We start from the raw sequence: 19,125 nt of genomic DNA, 5'->3' as shown, positions 1-19,125 counted from the left end.
AGCGGAGGAGCGTTCCATGTTAGCTATTTTAGGTAAAAGAACTAAACATTTTGTTCGCACGGCTTTTCAAAAAAGTTTCTTTCGCGGGTTAATGCTTTATGTAGATAGTAAATTGGAAGCTCACTTAAATGGTTTTGTCGGTTCCGAAAATATTCCGAAAGAGGGAGCCGTTATCATTGTTTCAAACCATCAAAGTTATTTTGATGGCTTTGTTCTAACAAACCTCTTTTGGAAACTAGTAGACCGGCAAGTGAAGATCCCTACTAATATAAAGGCATTGAAGAACCCGATAGTTAAGGAGCTCCAAGTTTCTGGCGGCGCTGTTCCAATCGATCCCAGGAACCCGGATAGGACATATGCCACGATCACCGAACTGTTAAATAATGGAAGTGCAGTAGTCATGTACCCCGAGGGCACCCGATCTGACGGGCAGTCACTGCATGCATTTAAATACGGAGCGTTCAATTTAGCGGTAGAGCACAACATCCCAATCCTACCAGTAGCAGTAAGTAACTTTTCAAACGTACTGCCTCGTGGAAGCTTAAAGTTTTCAAAAGGCGTAAAAGGACAAATAACTTTTGGCAATTTAATTCATCCTGATGATGAAAGATTCAAAGGCTATGAGCCAAAAGGTGTAGCTCATCTGATTAAAACTGAAGTGTATGGCTGGATCTATAGCAAGGCTATTAAGCGAGAGGGTAGTCAATTGGTTGATGAGGAAATCAAAAGTGTTTCATCTAGAGCGGACGATGAGCTTGAGCTTCTTTTAGATCAGAATGTTGAATTAATCTCAAAAACTGATGTGAAAAGAGTATCAAAGATTGGGGAAACTACGCGGTTTCTTCCTCAATCGAGTTTTGATATGAAAGTTCAAGAAGTCCGATTAGAAGGCTTTCGATTAAGCACAATGCCCAAAGCGGTTGCTTTGTTGAGATTGAGAAAATACACAATGATGCTCAACCATTTATTAAGAGAGGATAAACATCATCCTTATCTGAATTATTGCAAGGGGCTTTTGAACCAAAAATTGCCAGCACTCTATAGGAAGACAACTTTACGTGATGAACTTAAATACTTTAAACGCGCGTACCTTTACTCAAATCAATACGGGTATCCAGTAGAGCGATTCGTGCATGGTTTAGCAAGCTCACTACATGCAAACGGTTTAGCTGATAAAGCTCTAACTTTATTGAAGCATTCTTTTGAAAGCCCCAAACAACGGGACACTATTCGTCAACTAAGACGTAGGGAAAGAGGGTTAGGACTAATGAAAAAAATTGAACGTGAGTTAAAACTGGACTCAAAGAACTCAATAAGATCATTGCAAGGGTTCGAATCATTCATGGCTCAATCAAGAATCTCTGATGTTGTCATTGGACAGCTTGAAGGCATCGAAAGTTTTGACCAAATCCGTGAAGCAGCAATAGCCCTTCATAATCGTCACCCAAACCTTCGCGCTAAAGTAATTTGGCCTGATGGTCACAACGCTAGACCTGCATTCGAGTTCTTGCCTGTCAATCACGAAAAGGTTCACGTCGTTGAGCGATACGCACATTCAGTTAATGAAACTAACTCAATGCCATTTTGGAAGTTAATAGCAGAAGATGAAGTTAATCATATATTTGATCTATCTGAAGGTTATATGTACCGAGTTACATGGTTACCTGAATCGGGTCACATAATAATTAACGTGCAGCACTCTTTGGTTGATGGCGGTTCTTTGATGAACCTACTTAGTGAATTTTTGACTCATTGCGGGGGACAGGAGCTTGGGAAACAGTTACTTCCAACGCCATCGGCGCTCGAAGCTTCACCTAAGATTAGCTTGATCGAAAATATACTTGGAAAGCTACATAGAGAATCCTTTTTACGTGCTCGTAGTAAATTTAATACTTGGGCAGAAATTAAGCCTCAGGGCAGTTTACAGCCTAGAGAAAAGTTGAAAACTAATTGTTTTTTCGCACAAACCTCTACAGGTATTTGTCAAAATGTAATCTCAGAATGCAAAAATCGAGGTGTGACGGTTGGAGGGGCATATGCAGCGGCTGTCCAATGTGCTGTTTTGCATTTTTCTGGTGCCAAGCTTGATGCTAAAAAAAGGTGCACGCTCCCTATGGACTTCAGTCTTCGTCGTTATTTTGAGGGTGACGAAATTAGCTCCGATGCTATTGGTTATCTATCGGGATCTGGATCATCGAACGTGATAGTCAATCCAAACGATACATTTTGGGACCTAGCAAAATCATTTAGTGAAAGTGCTAAATCAGAGGTCGATATGAGATCGCCATTAATTTTCCACAAAGTTTTTGACAAACTTTGGAACTCTGAGAAAACATATAAAAAGTACAACTTAAATTGTGCTGAGAGTGGCGGTGCTGGTGCAACCGTAACAATGAGTAACGTAGGTCGATACCAGCGCGATACGCAAATCGGAAAGGTAAAACTTACGAGTATTTATGGTATGAGCGCTTCACTGAAGGCTGGAGCAATGCTTTATTGCTGGCTTCGTTCAGCAAACGATAAGTTTTTTTATAGCTTCACGTCTATTAACCCGGCTCTTAACCGAGATTACTCTACGGAATTTTTCGGCTATGTCGTATTCCTTATGAGTTACTCAACATCTGAGGCTGCAAAAGATAAACCGATAAAGGAATACATTCCTCTGGGCGCTCAAATATACAAAGACAATAATTTTGTTACTGAAATTACTAATTACAAAATTGATATGGCGGCTTAAATGAATAACCATATTTTAATGGATAAATTTGAAGAATTTTCCGAACTAACAGCAATTCAACATAAAGATCGTTCTCTTAGCTATCAAGATCTTTATAAGGAAGCTTGTAGCATAGCGAACGGAGTCGATAATCTTAAAGTTAAAGGGGGTGTAGGAATCATGCTTCCAAACATTCCAGAATTCGTTTCTATAGTTTACGGCTTGTTTCTCGGCGGTTACGTAGCATCCCCAATCAGCGTTCTCTTAACGCCAAAAGAAATCAAACATATTGCTGAAGACAGTAATCTAGGCTTGATTTTCATCCATTACTCACATGTAACAGTTGTAGAAATGGCTTTTAAAGATTGTAAAGTAAAACCAGACATTGTGGTTTTAGGTAGCACAAGCGATGATCACTATACATTTGATTTTATCCTTGGTGACAGTGAGTACAGACATCACGCCGATGACTACAATCAGCACTGCCTAACCATGTATACGTCTGGAACAACGGGATCATCAAAAGGTGTGATGATGTCTAGCCAAGCATTATTTGCACAGTCACAGATGTTAAAGGTGGCATTTAACGTAAAGCCCAACGATCGAATTTTATGTGTTTTGCCTTTGTTTCATGCATACGGATTTAACGCGTTGATTGGCACGGCGTTAATGTCTGGCGCAACGGTAGTCCTTCACGACAACTTTAAGGTAAAAGCGTGCGTAAATAGTTTAGAAATGGACAGAATCACGCTTTTTGCGGGTGTGCCAACTATGTATGCAAAAATATTGGATTACTGTAGAGACAGCATAGGCGATGTCAATTTTTCTCATCTTGAAACTTGTCTAACGGGAGGTGCGCCGCTGGATTTGCAACTTCTAAATGAGTTCGAAACTACCTTTTCAACTCAGATACATGAAGGCTATGGACTTACAGAGACTATCGTAAGCGTGTGCAGTAACAGAAGAGGAAAAGGTAACCGAAAAATTGGCTCGGTAGGTCGCCCTTATCAAGGAATTACTGCAAAAGCTGTAGATTCACAAGGAAAAACGTTACGCGCTGGAGAAATTGGAGAACTCGTATTTAAATGTCCAAATATCATGCTTGGGTATATGAACCTTTCAAAGGAATCTCAAATAGTTTTGAAAGGTGGTTGGCTTTACTCAGGAGATCTCGGATACATAGATGAAGATGGCTTCTGCTTCATAGCTGGTAGGCAGAAAGACCTAATCATCAAGAGCGGATATAACATTTTCCCAAGGGATGTGGAGGATGCAATTAGATGTGTAGACATTGTCAAAGACGTCGCTGTATTTGGTGTACCCGATAGGATTCGAGGTGAAACAGTTGTTGCAACGGTAATACTTAAACCAAGCCATAGCTATAGCGAAGCTAGAAACTATATCGAACTCGCACTCAAAGCCAATTTGGCGAAGTACAAGCACCCAAACGATTTAGTTTTTTTAAAAGACTTTCCGATAGGACACACAGGAAAGGTGACCAAGAATATCTTACGTAACAACTATTTGAATCAAGCATCTATGTAAAGGACATAACATGAAAAATGCTTACAAGGACAAAAAAAAGGACGGATTTCCGGTTTATTCAATAAAACTTGTTAACGTTCTTGCTGCTAAGCCAGCGTTAATAATGATCTTAAGTTTACTTATAGTGGCGTTTACGTTTGTAGGCCTTGGTCGTTTAAGTACAGACTTCACACATGCTGGGTACTTTCATAAAAATGATACATGGTTGGTGGAGTTTAACAAGTTTGAACAAACTTTTGGTAATGATGACTCAGTCATTATCGCGGTAAAAAATGGTGATGGGCTATTTAACAAAGACTCTATCGAGTTACTACACCATTTAACCAATAAAATGTGGCAATTACCCGATATAATTCGCGTGGATTCAATCACGAACTATCAACGCGTATATGCTGAAGGTGATGACATTAATGTTGAGCCGCTTGTTTCAACTCTAAAATCATACACAGAGAATGAGATTGGAGAACTGAAGAGAATAGCTAAAAAGGATGAAATTCTAACTGGCTACCTTTTATCTGAAGATACATCGATGACTCTGCTTGTAGGTACACTTAGACCAAGTAATGGTAAACCGTTAGACATTAAACCCGTTGTCACCGCTGCCCGCGATTTACTGGCAAACACTAGTCTGCAAGGGCACGAATTCCACTTAGTTGGAGCACCTTTAATTGTTCAGTCATTTGCTGATGCGTCAGAAGCGGACAACGCTAAGATTATTCCTGCGCTACTGTTAGCCTGTATTGCCATCATGTACTACGTGCTTCGCAACGCATGGTGCGTGTTCTACGCGATGGTAATTGTCGTGTTGTCATCTATCGGTAGCCTTGGCCTTGCGGGTTGGTTAGGAGTCCAGATGACTTCAATTACAACGGTACTTCCGCAGATAACTATTGGTCTAGCTGTCGCGGGATGTATCCACATCTTAGTTACATACCGCTTAGCACAACAGGGTTTTACAGACAAAAACGCAGCAGTAAAATACGCGCTAACGAAGAATGTTAAGCCGACTTTACTTACTGCATTAACCACCGCGATCGGATTTTTGAGTTTCAAGTTCTCTGACATAAAAACCATCGCTGATCTCGGAATTGCGGCTTCAGTTAGTGTGTTATATGTGTGGACGTTAACTTACCTAATGCTTAGCTCGCTATTATTTATCTTGCCATTTGGTTACAACAAAAAGCAGCCACTTCTAATTTCAAAAAACACAGTGAGTAAGTTTGTAAACAAGGTATCAAACAATAGAAAAGGTGTATTGATTGCATATGTAGCGTTTGTTATTGCAAGTGTTGCAGCTGCGACGATGGTTAGGGTTGATGCTGATCCCATAGGATACTTCTCAAAGGAGCACGAACTACGTAAAGGTGTAAATGAAATAGACCAAACTATAGGTTCGGCAAGAAATATTGAAATTATGGTCAATGCGGGCTGTGAAAACTGTGCGCAAAAACCAGAGTTCCTAAACAAAGTTGCGGAATTTGAGAGCTTTATTGAGAGCCGTAAAGAAATCGTTCAAGTTGTTTCCATTGTCGACATACTTAAGTCGACAAACAGAGCATTGAACTATGGTGATGACAGCAGTTACCGTTTGGGTGAAACACAGCAAGGAATTGCTCAACAACTTCTATTTTACACCATGGGCTTGCCAAAAGGGCTATCAGTCGACAATCGAGTTTCTAGCCACAATGATGCAATTCGACTAACTGTTTTTTGGAAAGTAGGCAGTTCTTCAAAAGCACTTGAAGAGATTGCGATTATCAATAAGGAAGCTAAACGTCTCAACTTAGATGCGACTGTTACTGGTAAGTACTCATTATACCAAAGACAAGAAAGTTATGTTGTTGGCTCATTTCTATCATCTGTTGGCATTGCATTCTTACTCATAACTGCCGTACTTTGGGTTGCTTTTAAATCTTGGAAACTGAGTCTTATAGCACTTCTAACAAACTTAACTCCATTGTTAGTGGGAGGCCTAGGTCTTTGGGTCATGGGTGAGAACTTAAATGTAGGTACAGTTCTGGTAGTCAGTATCACCTTGGGTATAGCGGTGGACGACACGCTACACATTATTACCGAATATCAAAGACAAAAGTCAAAAGGGCAGTCACCTAAAACGGCATTCACACAAGTATTTAGTGAAACAGGTGTCGGGCTATATGGAACAACTCTAGTACTTGTATTTGCTTTCGGTGCATCACTTCTTTCTACCTTTGTTCCATTCCAAGTCTTTGGGATCTTGACTGCAGCAGTGCTTGTAACAGCATTAGTGATCGACCTGACGGTTCTTCCTGCAATCATGCTTCGAAAACCAAAGGAGCAAGCAATACACCAAAGCGATGAAGTCTTGGAAGCCGGGAAATTCAAAAAAGTTAAACAACAATGAAAATGGTGAGTGCCCATGAAATTTAAACAATCAAAAAGTGTATTGCTGCTGGCTATTACGGCATATTTGTCAATTTTTTCAAATATTGCTATCTCAGATGATACAAGTGAATATTCTTTGAATGCAGAAGAAGTAATGAACCTGAGCCGTGAATACCAGCGCGGTTTAACAAACTCAATGTCTACCGTTACTATGACAATTAAGACTCGAGATAGTCAAATTATCCGCATAATGGAACAATATATTCTTGAATCAGAAGATGCCGGTAATAAAACCATAAATGTGTTTTCACAGCCAACAGACGTCAAAGGAGTATCAGTATTAACACATACAGCAATGGATGGTAACGACCAACAATGGCTTTTTCTACCAAGTATAAATAGGACAAAACGAATCTCATCGTCGAATAGAGATAGCTCGTTTGTAGGAAGCGATTTCGCATTCGAAGACTTATCTTCACTTGAATTAAGTAAATACGAGTTTAACAAGGCTAGCGCTGTTGAAATAGCTGGCCAGAAACTAATAAAAGTGGCTTACAAACCAAAATACAATGGCTCTGGCTACTCCCATATTGAAACATATTTAGATGATTCAAATTATCAACCGAAATTTAATAAGTATTTTAATAGTCGTGGTGAGCATTCAAAAACATTGTACTTCAATGATTATGTTTCATATTCAGAAACAGGAGCTTGGCGACCACATGTTTTAAAAATGGAAGACCATATAAAAAACAGTGAAACTGAAATAGTATTTGAAGAATTTACTACAAGCGCTACTAATAAAAATAGCTTCCGACCAAGTTTATTTAATCGAGTACAGTAATTATGTGGCCAGATATTGCAAAAATAATATCGGTATTTTCTCTTGTATATGGCTTTAATGTTCATGCAATGAACTTACACGGTTTTTTAGGCATTGATGTCATTGATTTTGTAAATACTGAAAACACTATGGATGAGGCTTTCAGTGTGGTAGGTGAGCTGCGAAGTAGAGGGGAGTTGTCTGAAAATCTAAATTATAACCTTAGATTGTATGGTCAGAAAGGGATAAACGAATACACGGAAGGCTATTTCGATCCAACTATCGCAAAGATTAATTGGATAGGGGATTCGTATCAAATTGATGTTGGTTATGACCTTATCTATTGGGGAGTGACCGAAGGTATCAATGTAATCAACATTATCAACCAAAGAGACCAGATTAGGGACTACTTTCAAAAGCAAGGGCTAGGTCAGTCGATGGTTGCTGTGTCATATTTTGAAGATAGCGTCACGGTTGATGGCTACATTTTACCGCGGTTTGAAGAGTTGAATTATGGAGGGACGCAACGTCCCTGGGGGCTGGGATTGCCAGTCGATGCGAGCCAAAGTACTTATGAGTCAAGCAAAGGTAAAAACCACACAGACTACGCAGCTCGTATATCAGGGATGTTAGATGACCTAGAATTTGGATTTGTTTATTTCAATGGTACATATCGGCAGCCAATCTACAAAGTAGATGGAGAGATAGAAAACTTAGCACCACACTATGTATTAGGTAATACATTCGGTCTTGATGCTCAGTACATTATGGACTCGAACATATATAAGTTCGAGCTAGGATACTTTAAGCCAAACTCTTACGATTCATATGTTAGTACAACTTTTGGTGTTGAAAGAACATTAGGTTCATCTTGGTTCGGTGAGGGTGAGTCAACCGTTTATGCAGAGTATTACTATGACAGTCGGCAAGATGACAACACGGTAGCTTTTCAAAATGATATTTTCTTGGCTTATAAGTACACCACTTACAATGTATACGATCTAGAAACAACCATTGGAGGCATTATTGACACTCAATATGGAGGTGTAATTGGCACGTTAGAAATAACGGGTAAATTAACAAATAACATTAAGGTATCTGTAGAGCTTATTTATTTTAACTCATCAGATCCCAACGATGCTTTGTTCTATAGTAACGATTTTGACCAACTGTCATTTAATGCTCATTGGTACTTCTAAGTCTTCATTTAACAAATAAAATATAAGTGTAATATTTTAACAAGGACGTTTTCGTAATGGGTGAATTAAACAATATCTCCAATTTAAAATTGAAAAATACAGTTATCCCTGGAGATAAGTTTAAAGGTGTGATTTTTGACTTATATGGCACTCTAATAGAATTTAATACTAGGCCATTGCTAAGGGAGTTTTCAAAAATTCTTGGTGTGAAAACTTTTTCAGTTAAGCTTAAGGCAACATTAATCGAACACTTTGAAAGTGATGATAAGGCTTTGGAAGGTTTTATCGAAGCGTTAATTGGACGTAAGTCAACGCCAGAGGAGTACTTCAAATGTCGAATTGCTTTAGAGAGCCATTTATCAACAGCAAAGCTCGCTAGAGGAGCTAGATTATTACTCAGCAATCTGAAAGCTCGAAATATTAAAATTGCATTATTATCGAATGTAGCCCAGATCTTTAAAAAACCATTTTTTGAATTAGGGTTAGCTAAGTACTTTGACGTAATTAACTTTTCTAGTGATATTGGTACTAAAAAGCCAACGGCTACTGCTTATATCAAAGTGACTTCTGAACTTGGCCTGCTTCCTTCTGATTGTCTATTTATTGGTGATGACGTTAAGAATGACTACGATGCGCCAAAATCTTTAGGTATGAACGCTATCAACATTGGTGATGGGCGTCGTGATGTATACGTGAATTGTCTCAGTGAGTTAGTTTGGCTTACCGCATCAGGTACTCCGCTTTTGAAGATTGGTGCTGAATACACGATAGATGACCAAAACTTCATGGTTACTGACATAGAACTATTGTCAGAAGAAGAATTAGGACGCTACAACATTGTCGCAAGAGTGCATGGGCTTGACGCTAATAATGTAAAAAAACAGTGGTACGTTAAAAGATATATAGATCCAGCAAGCGCTTACATCGAAGAAACTGCCCATCGAATAATGTGCACAATAGGAGCATCAGCACCGCGAGCTTACCTATTAGAAGGTGAGGAACCGCTACTTTTTAGTTCTCCAGCGAAAGGGGCGCTCTGGAAAGATGGTGACTATGATATTGAGGTCGCTGAACAAGTAGGTACACAAGCAGCCGCGGCATACATTCTTTCCAATGCGGATTGGCGACCAAGAAACACCTACATTCAAAAGTCTACCTCTAAAGTCACATCCATCGACTTGGAACATTGCCTATTTGACAGAGTATTAGGCATTAATCTCGAAGGCTTTGATGGGACAACAAAAGAGAATATAGATAACTTAGGCCTTTCAACATGGGCTCATACTAAAACCAGAGTTCTTTCATACTCGGCTATTCGAAGAGCTATTAAGTGTTTTACACAAACCGACAATCGAAATACATCAGAATTCAAACAGTTTCTTAAAGGTTGGGATAAAACCTTTAAGCAAGCGATAAGTAATCGACGATTAATTACAGAGATCTTACAAACAAAGATGAATTCTCAACAATTAGTGATAGGCACAAAATCACACCGCAGAGCATTCGCAAATGTCGACTTACATGACCTTCTAGAGCGTATTGAGTTGGGCCATCGCGTCATGCGACTTAAGGAAACTTGGGACAAATAATGATGAATTACCTAACAAACAACAAATTTGAAAATATTGAAACTGATAAGGAAATCAACATGAACATTGAAAAGACAGAAGAACTTAATATTGATCTATACAACTTCGAAGAATCTTTCCCAAATAAGGAATTATTGCAAGGTGAAGGCGTTCTTACGAAAGGCCAAATGCGTTACTTCAATCCTCACTCAGAGTATATTTTAGACCGTTATCAAGACCTTGAAGGTTGGTATCGTCGTAGGCTTGAGGCTGGTGTTATGAGCCATTTCTTAAAAGTAGTCGGTGACCCAGATGTAGAAGCAACTGTCCGTGATCTTGCTGGCCGAGAGTTTACAGGTATTAACTTATCAACAGTAGATTACATGGGGTTATCAAACCACCCAAAGCTAAAGCAAGCGGCAATTGAAACGCTAACAAATAAGCGACTTCACAGTATCAATACTGGCCCTTTGTTAGGTAACTCTCTGGAGTCGGGTGCTCTTCAGAAAGAGATAGCTCAACACTTAGGTCACGAATATAGCATTTTATTCCCAACGGGTTGGGCAGCATCATTTAGCGGAGTCGCAGGTATTGCAAGAAAAGACGACGTAGTGTTGATCGATGAATACGCGCATCAAAGTTTAAAGCAGGGGGCTTATGCATCATGTGATAATGTCGTTAAATTCAAACACCTTTCTAATATGGAAGTAAGGTCAAAACTTGAAGCGATTCGTTCAAGCAACCCTACGCAAGGTGTATTGGTTGTTACCGAAGGCCTTTATTCAATGGATGGTGATGCGCCAGATATTAAAGAACTTCTCGATATCTGTAAAAAATATAATGCTGCACTGCTAGTGGATATTTGTCATGACTTAGGTTGTACTGGCAAAGACGGTAAAGGCACACTTGGTGATCAAGGAGTACTAGGCGACCCTGATCTGATAGTGGTTGGTGCATTCTCGAAAACACTGTCTACTAACGGTGGGTATTTAACGACGTCAAACCTTGGAGTGATCTTCTCTACATGTTCATTCGCGGGTCCATACACTTATTCTACTTCGTTATCACCTACACAAATTGCGATTGCTCGCGAAGGCCTTAAACTAGTAGCAGGTGAAGAGGGGGAAGAACGTCGTGCTAAATTAATGTCGAATATCAATGTTGCACGTCAAAGAGCGAAGATGCATAACATCGATGTGTATGGCACTCCTTCTCCAATCGTTTCGCTTCATGTGGGTTCAGAGAATATTGCACGTCTAGCGTGTGCGAAAGCGTTCCGTATGGGGGTAGTTACTACTATCTTAGAATACCCTGTTGTAGCGCGAGGGAAAGCTCGCTTTCGTATGTCAATGAGCCCAGAGCATGAACACGAAACATTAATTAAAGCAGTAGACATCATCGCAGAAAGTATTGTCTGGGCAAAGAAATACCATGCAACACTAGGGGGGGGGCAAATGGAGAAATGTGACTCTCACAAAAAAGAAGAGTTAACGTCGATCATTGGTCAACAGTAAAATAACTTTTAAACTGAGTTCCGGGGGGGGCAAATAATCTGAGTTGATAATAAGCCCTACTATTGACTCATTATTATTGAAAACGACCTCAACCTTCGTAAGGATTCAAATCTTTGAATGGTTGACCAAGCTCGATTTCTCAGTTTGAAACTACCAATGGCCACAACCAATTTCTTAATGGGGGCGTGATCGGACTCAATGCCATTATTGGGTTCTGTCGTAAAGTCTTGGTTAATTACAGTGTGCCGAACTCCAGATACGATTATGCAGCGAGCCATATCCAATAATCTGCCCTCGTTTAATCATCGTCCATGTTTCTTGCCCTGCCATCGTAACTAAAGCACCAGCTTCGGATTTCCAACCAAATGTCTGAACCATCTTCTGTTTTATTGGACGGCGACTTTGCTCAACAATATTATTGAGATACTTAATATCAACAACATCGCCGTTCTTATCAACAGCACGATAGTAATACCACCATTCCCCTTTAATTTTGACGTAGGTTTCATCCATTCACCATGAACCAGATACTGCTCGTTTTTTCTGCCTAGCCTTCATTTCAATTTGCGGAGCAAATCGAATAACCCAACGATTGTATGTCGAATGGTCAGCTTTTATTCCTCGTTCAGTAAATATTTCTTCAATATCACGGTAGCTTAATTTGTAAGAAACGTAATAACGAACCGTTTGCAGGATCACATCTTTTGGGTATTGAAAACCAGAAAAATTCATAGATAAGAATACAAAATGATAAACATTGAGTTTTGAGAGCTAATTTTTAGAAAAGTTGCAATCTAGATGCGATAGACCTCCCCCCCTGCCTGTTCATCTAATTCTTAGAAATATTAGTGTAATATGAATTTTTTTCAATAACCCTAAATCTAGAGAAATAACCAGACATACTGAGCTCATACGTTTTATATGTATGAGCTTTTTACTATTACACCCTCTCACCAAACGGCAAGAAATCATTACTATCGTAAGACATCAGATCTAACAAGCGAGTATTAATAAATAGAGTTTCTCGACCTATCACTTTAGATTCCAAAATCCCCAATGACTCTAATAATTTGAGGTTTGTGCTCGCTGCTTGTCGGGAGCGGTATATCTCTCTTTCAAGTAAATCCTTAGCTCTGAGATAAGGCTTTTCAAAAAGAAGCTCAACCAATTCATGTGAGTAAGCTTTCGAGGCACTATCTTTAATATAGAGTGAAGTTTGCTTTTGCAGTTCAACAATGGCATTTACCTTATCAATTGTCCATTCAGCTGTCACTTTAACGGCATCAAGCATAAAACAAATCCAAGACTCCCAATCCCCCTCTTCTGTGACTTTTAACAGCAATCGATAGTAATCCTCTTTGTTCTGCACGATGTAGCGACTTAAATAAAGAATAGGCTGTGAAAGTAGGTCATTTTCAATCAGAAATAAGATATTGAGTATTCGTCCAGTTCTTCCATTACCATCTAAAAATGGATGAATAGCTTCAAATTGATAATGAGCAACCGCCAAGGCAATAAGCGGATCAACATCGTGTTCATGAATATAAGATTCCCAATTAGAAAGCTTATTTCTTAGATTAACCTCTCCAACAGGAGGCGTATAAATTACCTGTCCAGTACGTCGGTTTTTAAGGTTTGTCCCAGTAACTTTACGAACATCCACTTGTTTATCAATAAGTTCACTACATATAGCGATTGCTGTATTGGTATTTAAAGGCCTAGCCTTTTTGCCAGAAATGGCTTCAAAACCAAGAAATAATGCCTTTTTGTATCGTAATGCTTCTTTGGTTGCTGAGTCGGCGTTTGATGTGTCCGAATCATGTTGAAATAAAGCATCTGTTGTCGTGACAATATTTTCAATTTCAGAACTCGATTTTGATTCCAATATTGGGATCAAATTAACCAATAAATTTTGATTAGTAAGAAGCCTAGCCACCTGATTTAAAGCGGCTAATGATCTTGCTGCAGGAGTCACCTTTTTTAGCACTTCAATGGTTTCTATATCATCTATAGGGAGTGCCGGAATATCGTAGGGTACTTCTGGATTAAACATTAAATCACCTTAAATTTGAAGTTTGGCGAACTACTGGTTATATTTCTGCTAAAATTTTAACCTATAGTGTGTATAGGTTACGTTAAGTAACCCGTTCTGAATGATAGGTTAAAAAATCACTGATATTTTAACATATCAGTATTTATAGGTTAATTCAATGAATCAACATTAGAGTATAGGTTAAAATTATCACTTATTTACAACCTATCTTATTATTGTATCTTAACGTTAATAAGAACATAAAACAATCGCAATTCCATCATTTATGTGTGTACACTTTAAATATTAATGGATATACTTATTTTTATTCCAGTAGGGAGAAAAGTAATGGATACCAACCAAACCACTAAAATATTTCAAGAGCTTAAAGATGGGGCTGACAACTATATTAAGCGTCGTAACCTTCGCCTGTTAGCCAATCACAAAAAAGAATTGCGTAACTTCACCCGAGCTGAGTCGATCGCTTATTTGGGTGTCGATGGTAAAACGATTGATAAATACGTAGTCCAAATGGACGTCGACCCACGTAGACACGAAGATACTCAATGGTCACTTAACATTGAAGAGATCTACCAAATGCGTGATCACTTCCCTGAAAATCTCAGAAAAGAGCTAAAATTCACTCGAACTGAAAACCAAACAACGCAAGTGGTTGTTATCCAAAATCAAAAAGGCGGCGTAGGTAAAACGGTATCATCGGCAACCGTCGCTTCTGGTCTTGCGACTGAATTTCACCAAGAATTACGAATTGGTTTGATTGACATGGATGGCCAAGCAACTCTCTCTATGTATTACGCCCCTGAAGCTGAGCAAGAAGGTTACTTGTCTGTTGGTGATTTAATGATGCGTAATTTTGATTTAGATGAGGGTGAGACGTTTGAAGAAGCAGCATCTGATGCCTTTCTTCCTACGACGATCCCAAACCTTCGTATTTTACCCGCATCACAATCTGATCGCGCTATTGAAGGTTGGTTTCATGAGAAAGTATTCAACAACCAATTGGCCAAGCCCTATTCTGTTTTAGATGAAGTGATTGAAGCGGTGAAAGATGAGTTTGATATCATCATTATCGATACCCCGCCATCATTGAGCTACGGCACATACAATTCGTATTTTGCAGCAACAAGCGTCGTTTTCCCCTTATCCATTACTGAAAATGACATCGATGCGACGTGTTCTTATTTTAGTTATATTCCACAAGTATGGGCATTGTTGGCAAACGCTGATCACCCTGGTTACGATTTCATGAAGATCTTAATTACCAACCATCGTGAAAGCTCAACCACAACCGAGTTAATGAATAACTTATACGAGCAATTTGCTCCTTACTTATATTCGAAAGAATTCAAGCACAGTGAAGCGATCCGTCAAGCTTCTTCCCTACTCTCTACCGTATTTGATATGTCAAAAAGCGAATACCCAAAAAGCAAATCTACCTTCCAAAGTGCACAGCAAAATGCCTTTGAGGTGACAAGTCAAATAATGCGCGATGTGATGTCAGTATGGAATAAGCAGGAGAAACAAAATGGCTAAGAAAAGAGGCAATCAAAGCCCACTAGGTAATACGGTTGGCGCACAACAAGCACAACAGAACGCGGCAAAATCAAATCTAGAATCACTAACCAAACAACTTTCTTCTGAGTTAGAAAAAGCCGGTGAAAACACCACTGCATTTCTAGCTTCGCATTTTGGACTAGAGTCGGTAAGCCAATCAATTGAATGGACATTGGCATCAGGTGCTAAAGCATTATTTAATGAAGTGACCTTGTCACACGCTCAAGTGAAAGAAGATACCGTTGTTAGCTTTCATGTGAATGGTCGAGATCAATCTCTTTTAACCAAAGAATCGTTAGAGGATTTAAACTCACTTGAATTTCAACAGTTCTACCCTGCCGTTGGTCGCCAAGTTGATGGGAAGATAGATGTGCTTGATGGCTCTCGTCGTCGTGCATGGTTTTTACTTCAAGAGGGGCACATTAAAGAGTTTCGAATTCTTGTCACCAATGACGAACTTTCGATGGCAGATGCAAAAGCGTTAGCCAAGCAACTGCAGACGGCAAAAGAGCATAATCAACGTGAAATTGGTCTTCAATGTAAAGCGTTAATGGACAGCGGGGAATATACCCAAGAAGACATTGCTAAAATGGTTGGTATTAGTCGCCCTGCAGTAAGTAAGGCCTTAAAGGCCGCATCTATCGATGCGCGTATTATTGCCCTGTTTCCAGTAGTCAATGAGCTTTCTCATGCTGACTATTCTGTTCTTGGTAAAATCATGAGCGCTTTCTCTGAAGACGGTAAATTATTATCTATTTTTATAGAAAAAATAGAGGAGAAAGTTGTCAATGTTCAGCCTGAACATTGCCATGATGAAGCGAAAGATGTATTAATTTCAGCCATCAAATCAGAGCTAAAAGTAGCTGAAGCAAAGAAAGAAAAAGCAGAGGTTGCAGTAACAAAATTGGCAGAATTTGATGCTAAAGGGATGTTCGCACGTAAGAAGGTGAAGGGGCGGAATTTCTCATATGAGTTTGGACGATTGTCGAAAGAGGTCCAGGCTGAATTAGATCGTGTGATTGGGGAAGTGTTGGATAAAAGCTAACTCTCATTAAGCCGTTCTATTGTTGTCAATGTTCAGCCTGAACATTGACATGATGAAATGAAAAGTTTTTTAATTTTAGACATCAAATTAGAACTAAAAGTAGCTGAAGAGAAGAAAGAAAAAGCAGAGATTAAAGTAACAAAATGAGCAGAGTTTGATGATGAAAGGGCTCGATTTTTTATATGATTTTGGAAGATTGTCGAAAGCGGCCAGACTGAATTAGATCGTATTATTTGGGAAGTATTGGATGAAAACTAACTCTATAAGCCGTTCTTTTGTTGTCAATGTTCAGCTTGAACATTGACAAAATAGAAAGGTTACATCGAGTAAATGTATTCCCCTTTTTCGGTTACAGTGACTTATTTGCTGAACATCCAATGTGACAACATAAAAATGCCTCATGATATTTAGGTATCATGGGGCATTTTTACGATTAATTACAGCGTTCTTTGATGATTGTATTTACATTGCCTTGTGATTTTTCAATACGTTCAGCTCGTTTACATTCCCATGATGAAACAGGGTATTGTTTGTCCCATGCATTCATAAGTTGTCTTTGTGATTTACTCATCTTATAGCGAGGGTATGCGCTTTCCATATACATATAGGTACGAGCGATACGGCCACGTGCATTTTTGGGTGGTTCAGCTTTCTTATTATCAATTTTCATTTCGCATGAACCAAAATCTGAATGTTCGTTTGGCAGCATTGCGAAATTATAATTACTTCTCATTGCATTAACAGAACCAATTGCAGGGTAAAGGTTGTACATATCAGATTGCATTAATCGGTATTCGTCGTTTGTTTTTTCTGCACAACGACGACCCTTAAACTCCTTTCCTTTGCTTGTTACACATGCTTTGTTACCTTCTCGCCACTCTGAAAAAGTTCGTCCAAAGTTTTCAGCTGGGACAATGTGTTCCCATTCAACGCGTTTTGATCGTTTTACATGCTTATCTGATTCAAACCCTGACGGTAGAGTAATGTTTTTCTTTGCATCGAATTTAGCATCACAATAGATAGTGGTTCTATGATCGAAATAAACACTTTTTTCTAATGTTTTTTTGGTTTTATTGAAAGAGCTAATTGTTGTGTTTCCATCGGCTAATGCATGGAAAGAGATAAGTAGTGTTGATGATAAAAGAAGGGTTTTATTCATAGTGTCTTCTCGTCTGTGAATTTTAAAGTGTCTAATGTGGCTAACCTAAGAGTTAAAATAAACATAACAGCAAGAGCAGTAAACACAGCCATTCTGATTTATGGGGCGATTTAACAGTCTTTCCGTCGCAAGCTCCTCCTATCGATAACGTGAGGTCGTATTTAAGCAAGCTTAAACGACCGCTACGTTCCTGTCAGACAATACCTATCGCAAAATCAACAGAAAGAGCGAAATCAAAATCAGGGGCTTTCACTTCTTTTTCTAAAGTGCTTGTAATCGCAGCTAGTCGTCTCATTAGTCATTCTTTTCCTATGTGTGTCTTTTCATATTCGTATCACTACTTCCTGTAAATCGTTTCTCACCACAACCTATTGGTCAAGGGTATATAAACGCTACGCGCCCTTGCCCAATAGAACGATGGTAAGAAATCGAACCGTCAGGCGATTCGAAGATGAAATTCACTAAAACATAGGAAAATAGCCATGACTCATTCAACTACTAGCCACTCAACAATCACTAAAGAAACAGAAGCAACAAACGTATCCTCGTTTGAACTGTCAGGCTCAAACAAAAATGAATCTCCTCAGAGCGAAGGTCAACGTATTTGTCCTGTTTTATTAACAAACGAATATTAATTTATTATTTCATATTGCCGATGGTTGGCGGTATGAAGGGATCCATTATCAGGAATGAAAATTATGTTTACTGAAAATGAAAAAATAGTTATTGCGCAAGCGGCTGAGATTATTGAAACGAAGATCCGTACTACTTCGGCGTTAACCTCTCCTGATTTAGCGATTGAGCTGTGTACTAATCGATTGGTGCATAAAGAGCATGAAGTGTTCGCTATTTTGTTATTAGATAATCAGCACCGGTTAATTGAATTTGTAGAGCATAGCTTTGGTACGATTTCTAGCGCGTCAGTGTATCCGCGTGAAGTCGTTAAGTTAGCATTGCATTATAATGCGGCGGCCGTGATGTTTGCACACAATCACCCTTCTGGCATTGCAGAGCCAAGCCAAGCCGATCGAAAAATAACCGCCCGATTAATGGATGCATTAGCATTAATCGACGTTAATGTTCTCGACCATTTTGTTATTGGGTGCGGTGAAAGTGTCGCTTTCTCTAAAAGAGGATGGATTTAATTTTATTTCAGTCGTCAGGAGTGACGACTGAATATCATTGAGCTGCAAAGCAACCTATTTATGTGATTATAGAGAGTGAATGATGAGTGAAAGAAAAGTGCGTTATATCAGTGCCATCCCTGTTACCGTAGAAGCGTTTCGCAACCGTCCGTGTTCGTTACCAATAACTAATCCTAATTATGTTCCACCTACACCGGAAGAAGTGAGGGCATTGCGGGAAATTCTTGGTTTTTCACAGAGTCGAGTTGGGGCGTTAATAGGACGAACTTATAATAAGAAAGGGTGTGCTTCTGTTAGTCATTGGGAAGCGAATATTGAAAGTAAAGATTACCAACCAATGAGTTACAGTGCGTGGAAGCTTATGTTATTAGCGGCAGAAGTCATTTTTCTAGATGAAATAATTGAGGCTTCAGAGCAATATAGATTAATATGACAATTAA

At 39.1% G+C, this 19,125-nt stretch carries 15 protein-coding genes and 1 pseudogene; 12 read left to right on the top strand and 4 right to left on the bottom strand.

Translation table 11 applies throughout. From position 1 onward, the window contains the following. Positions 1–16 precede the first annotated feature (16 nt). The 7 genes from BTO23_RS21025 to BTO23_RS20995 all read left to right on the top strand — a co-directional run bounded on the left by BTO23_RS21025 (position 17) and on the right by BTO23_RS20995 (position 11,729). Positions 17–2,737 carry a lysophospholipid acyltransferase family protein gene (locus BTO23_RS21025; RefSeq protein ID WP_105064506.1) on the top strand — a complete coding sequence of 907 codons (2,721 nt, stop codon included), beginning with the start codon at positions 17–19 and terminating at the stop codon, positions 2,735–2,737. Continuing rightward, positions 2,738–4,261, top strand: coding sequence for a class I adenylate-forming enzyme family protein (locus tag BTO23_RS21020; RefSeq protein WP_105064505.1), 1,524 nt, complete (start codon positions 2,738–2,740; stop codon positions 4,259–4,261). It begins immediately after the preceding gene. A gap of 124 nt (positions 4,262–4,385) precedes the next feature. Then, positions 4,386–6,644 (top strand): efflux RND transporter permease subunit, encoded by a 2,259-nt coding sequence (locus BTO23_RS21015; RefSeq protein WP_170066800.1) that lies wholly within the window; start codon positions 4,386–4,388, stop codon positions 6,642–6,644. A gap of 15 nt (positions 6,645–6,659) precedes the next feature. Beyond that, positions 6,660–7,469 carry an outer membrane lipoprotein-sorting protein gene (locus BTO23_RS21010; protein ID WP_105064503.1) on the top strand — a complete coding sequence of 270 codons (810 nt, stop codon included), beginning with the start codon at positions 6,660–6,662 and terminating at the stop codon, positions 7,467–7,469. Between the two features lie 2 nt (positions 7,470–7,471). Continuing rightward, positions 7,472–8,647: a hypothetical protein gene (locus tag BTO23_RS21005; RefSeq protein ID WP_105064502.1), complete on the top strand. Its 1,176-nt coding sequence runs from the start codon at positions 7,472–7,474 to the stop codon at positions 8,645–8,647. Between the two features lie 56 nt (positions 8,648–8,703). Further along, positions 8,704–10,236 (top strand): HAD family hydrolase, encoded by a 1,533-nt coding sequence (locus BTO23_RS21000; protein ID WP_105064501.1) that lies wholly within the window; start codon positions 8,704–8,706, stop codon positions 10,234–10,236. A 59-nt stretch (positions 10,237–10,295) separates the two neighbouring features. Continuing rightward, positions 10,296–11,729 carry an aminotransferase class I/II-fold pyridoxal phosphate-dependent enzyme gene (locus tag BTO23_RS20995; protein ID WP_170066799.1) on the top strand — a complete coding sequence of 478 codons (1,434 nt, stop codon included), beginning with the start codon at positions 10,296–10,298 and terminating at the stop codon, positions 11,727–11,729. 59 nt (positions 11,730–11,788) lie between these two features. On the opposite strand, the gene BTO23_RS21660 is transcribed toward BTO23_RS20995, so the two are convergent. From BTO23_RS21660 to BTO23_RS20980, 3 genes and pseudogenes are all read right to left on the bottom strand, one after another. Then, positions 11,789–12,007, bottom strand: coding sequence for a DDE-type integrase/transposase/recombinase (locus BTO23_RS21660; RefSeq protein ID WP_425427836.1), 219 nt, complete (start codon positions 12,005–12,007; stop codon positions 11,789–11,791). Beyond that, positions 11,961–12,461, bottom strand: a pseudogene (locus tag BTO23_RS20985) (IS6 family transposase). The gene BTO23_RS21660 and the pseudogene BTO23_RS20985 overlap by 47 nt, the downstream one beginning before the upstream one ends. A 208-nt stretch (positions 12,462–12,669) precedes the next feature. Further along, positions 12,670–13,782, bottom strand: a complete 1,113-nt coding sequence (locus BTO23_RS20980) for a Fic family protein (protein ID WP_105064499.1) — start codon at positions 13,780–13,782, stop codon at positions 12,670–12,672. Between the two features lie 327 nt (positions 13,783–14,109). Here BTO23_RS20980 and BTO23_RS20975 point away from each other — a divergent pair, with 327 nt between their 5' ends. Both BTO23_RS20975 and BTO23_RS20970 read left to right on the top strand, forming a co-directional pair. Further along, a complete protein-coding gene (locus BTO23_RS20975; RefSeq protein WP_105064498.1) occupies positions 14,110–15,315 on the top strand; it encodes a ParA family protein in 1,206 nt (401 codons plus the stop codon). After that, entirely contained in the window at positions 15,308–16,381 is a 1,074-nt protein-coding gene (locus tag BTO23_RS20970) for a ParB family protein (protein ID WP_105064497.1), read from the top strand. Before BTO23_RS20975 ends, BTO23_RS20970 begins: the two co-directional genes overlap by 8 nt. A 433-nt stretch (positions 16,382–16,814) precedes the next feature. Here the strand turns inward: BTO23_RS20970 and BTO23_RS20965 are convergent, their stop codons facing one another. After that, positions 16,815–17,540 carry an endonuclease gene (locus BTO23_RS20965; protein ID WP_105064496.1) on the bottom strand — a complete coding sequence of 242 codons (726 nt, stop codon included), beginning with the start codon at positions 17,538–17,540 and terminating at the stop codon, positions 16,815–16,817. Positions 17,541–18,022: 482 nt separating this feature from the next. Here BTO23_RS20965 and BTO23_RS21440 point away from each other — a divergent pair, with 482 nt between their 5' ends. The 3 genes from BTO23_RS21440 to BTO23_RS20955 all read left to right on the top strand — a co-directional run bounded on the left by BTO23_RS21440 (position 18,023) and on the right by BTO23_RS20955 (position 19,118). Then, positions 18,023–18,175 carry a hypothetical protein gene (locus BTO23_RS21440; RefSeq protein WP_170066794.1) on the top strand — a complete coding sequence of 51 codons (153 nt, stop codon included), beginning with the start codon at positions 18,023–18,025 and terminating at the stop codon, positions 18,173–18,175. Positions 18,176–18,229: 54 nt separating this feature from the next. After that, the gene (gene radC, locus BTO23_RS20960) at positions 18,230–18,685 is read left to right on the top strand and encodes a RadC family protein (RefSeq protein ID WP_105064495.1); all 456 of its coding nucleotides are present in this window, start codon (positions 18,230–18,232) and stop codon (positions 18,683–18,685) included. Positions 18,686–18,764: 79 nt separating this feature from the next. After that, the gene (locus tag BTO23_RS20955) at positions 18,765–19,118 is read left to right on the top strand and encodes a helix-turn-helix domain-containing protein (protein WP_105064494.1); all 354 of its coding nucleotides are present in this window, start codon (positions 18,765–18,767) and stop codon (positions 19,116–19,118) included. The last annotated feature ends 7 nt before the right edge of the window (positions 19,119–19,125 follow it).

Origin of the sequence: Aliivibrio sifiae (assembly GCF_002954715.1) — a bacterium.
GTDB classification, from domain to species: domain Bacteria; phylum Pseudomonadota; class Gammaproteobacteria; order Enterobacterales; family Vibrionaceae; genus Aliivibrio; species Aliivibrio sifiae.
This window is presented reverse-complemented; position numbering and strand designations above follow the sequence as displayed.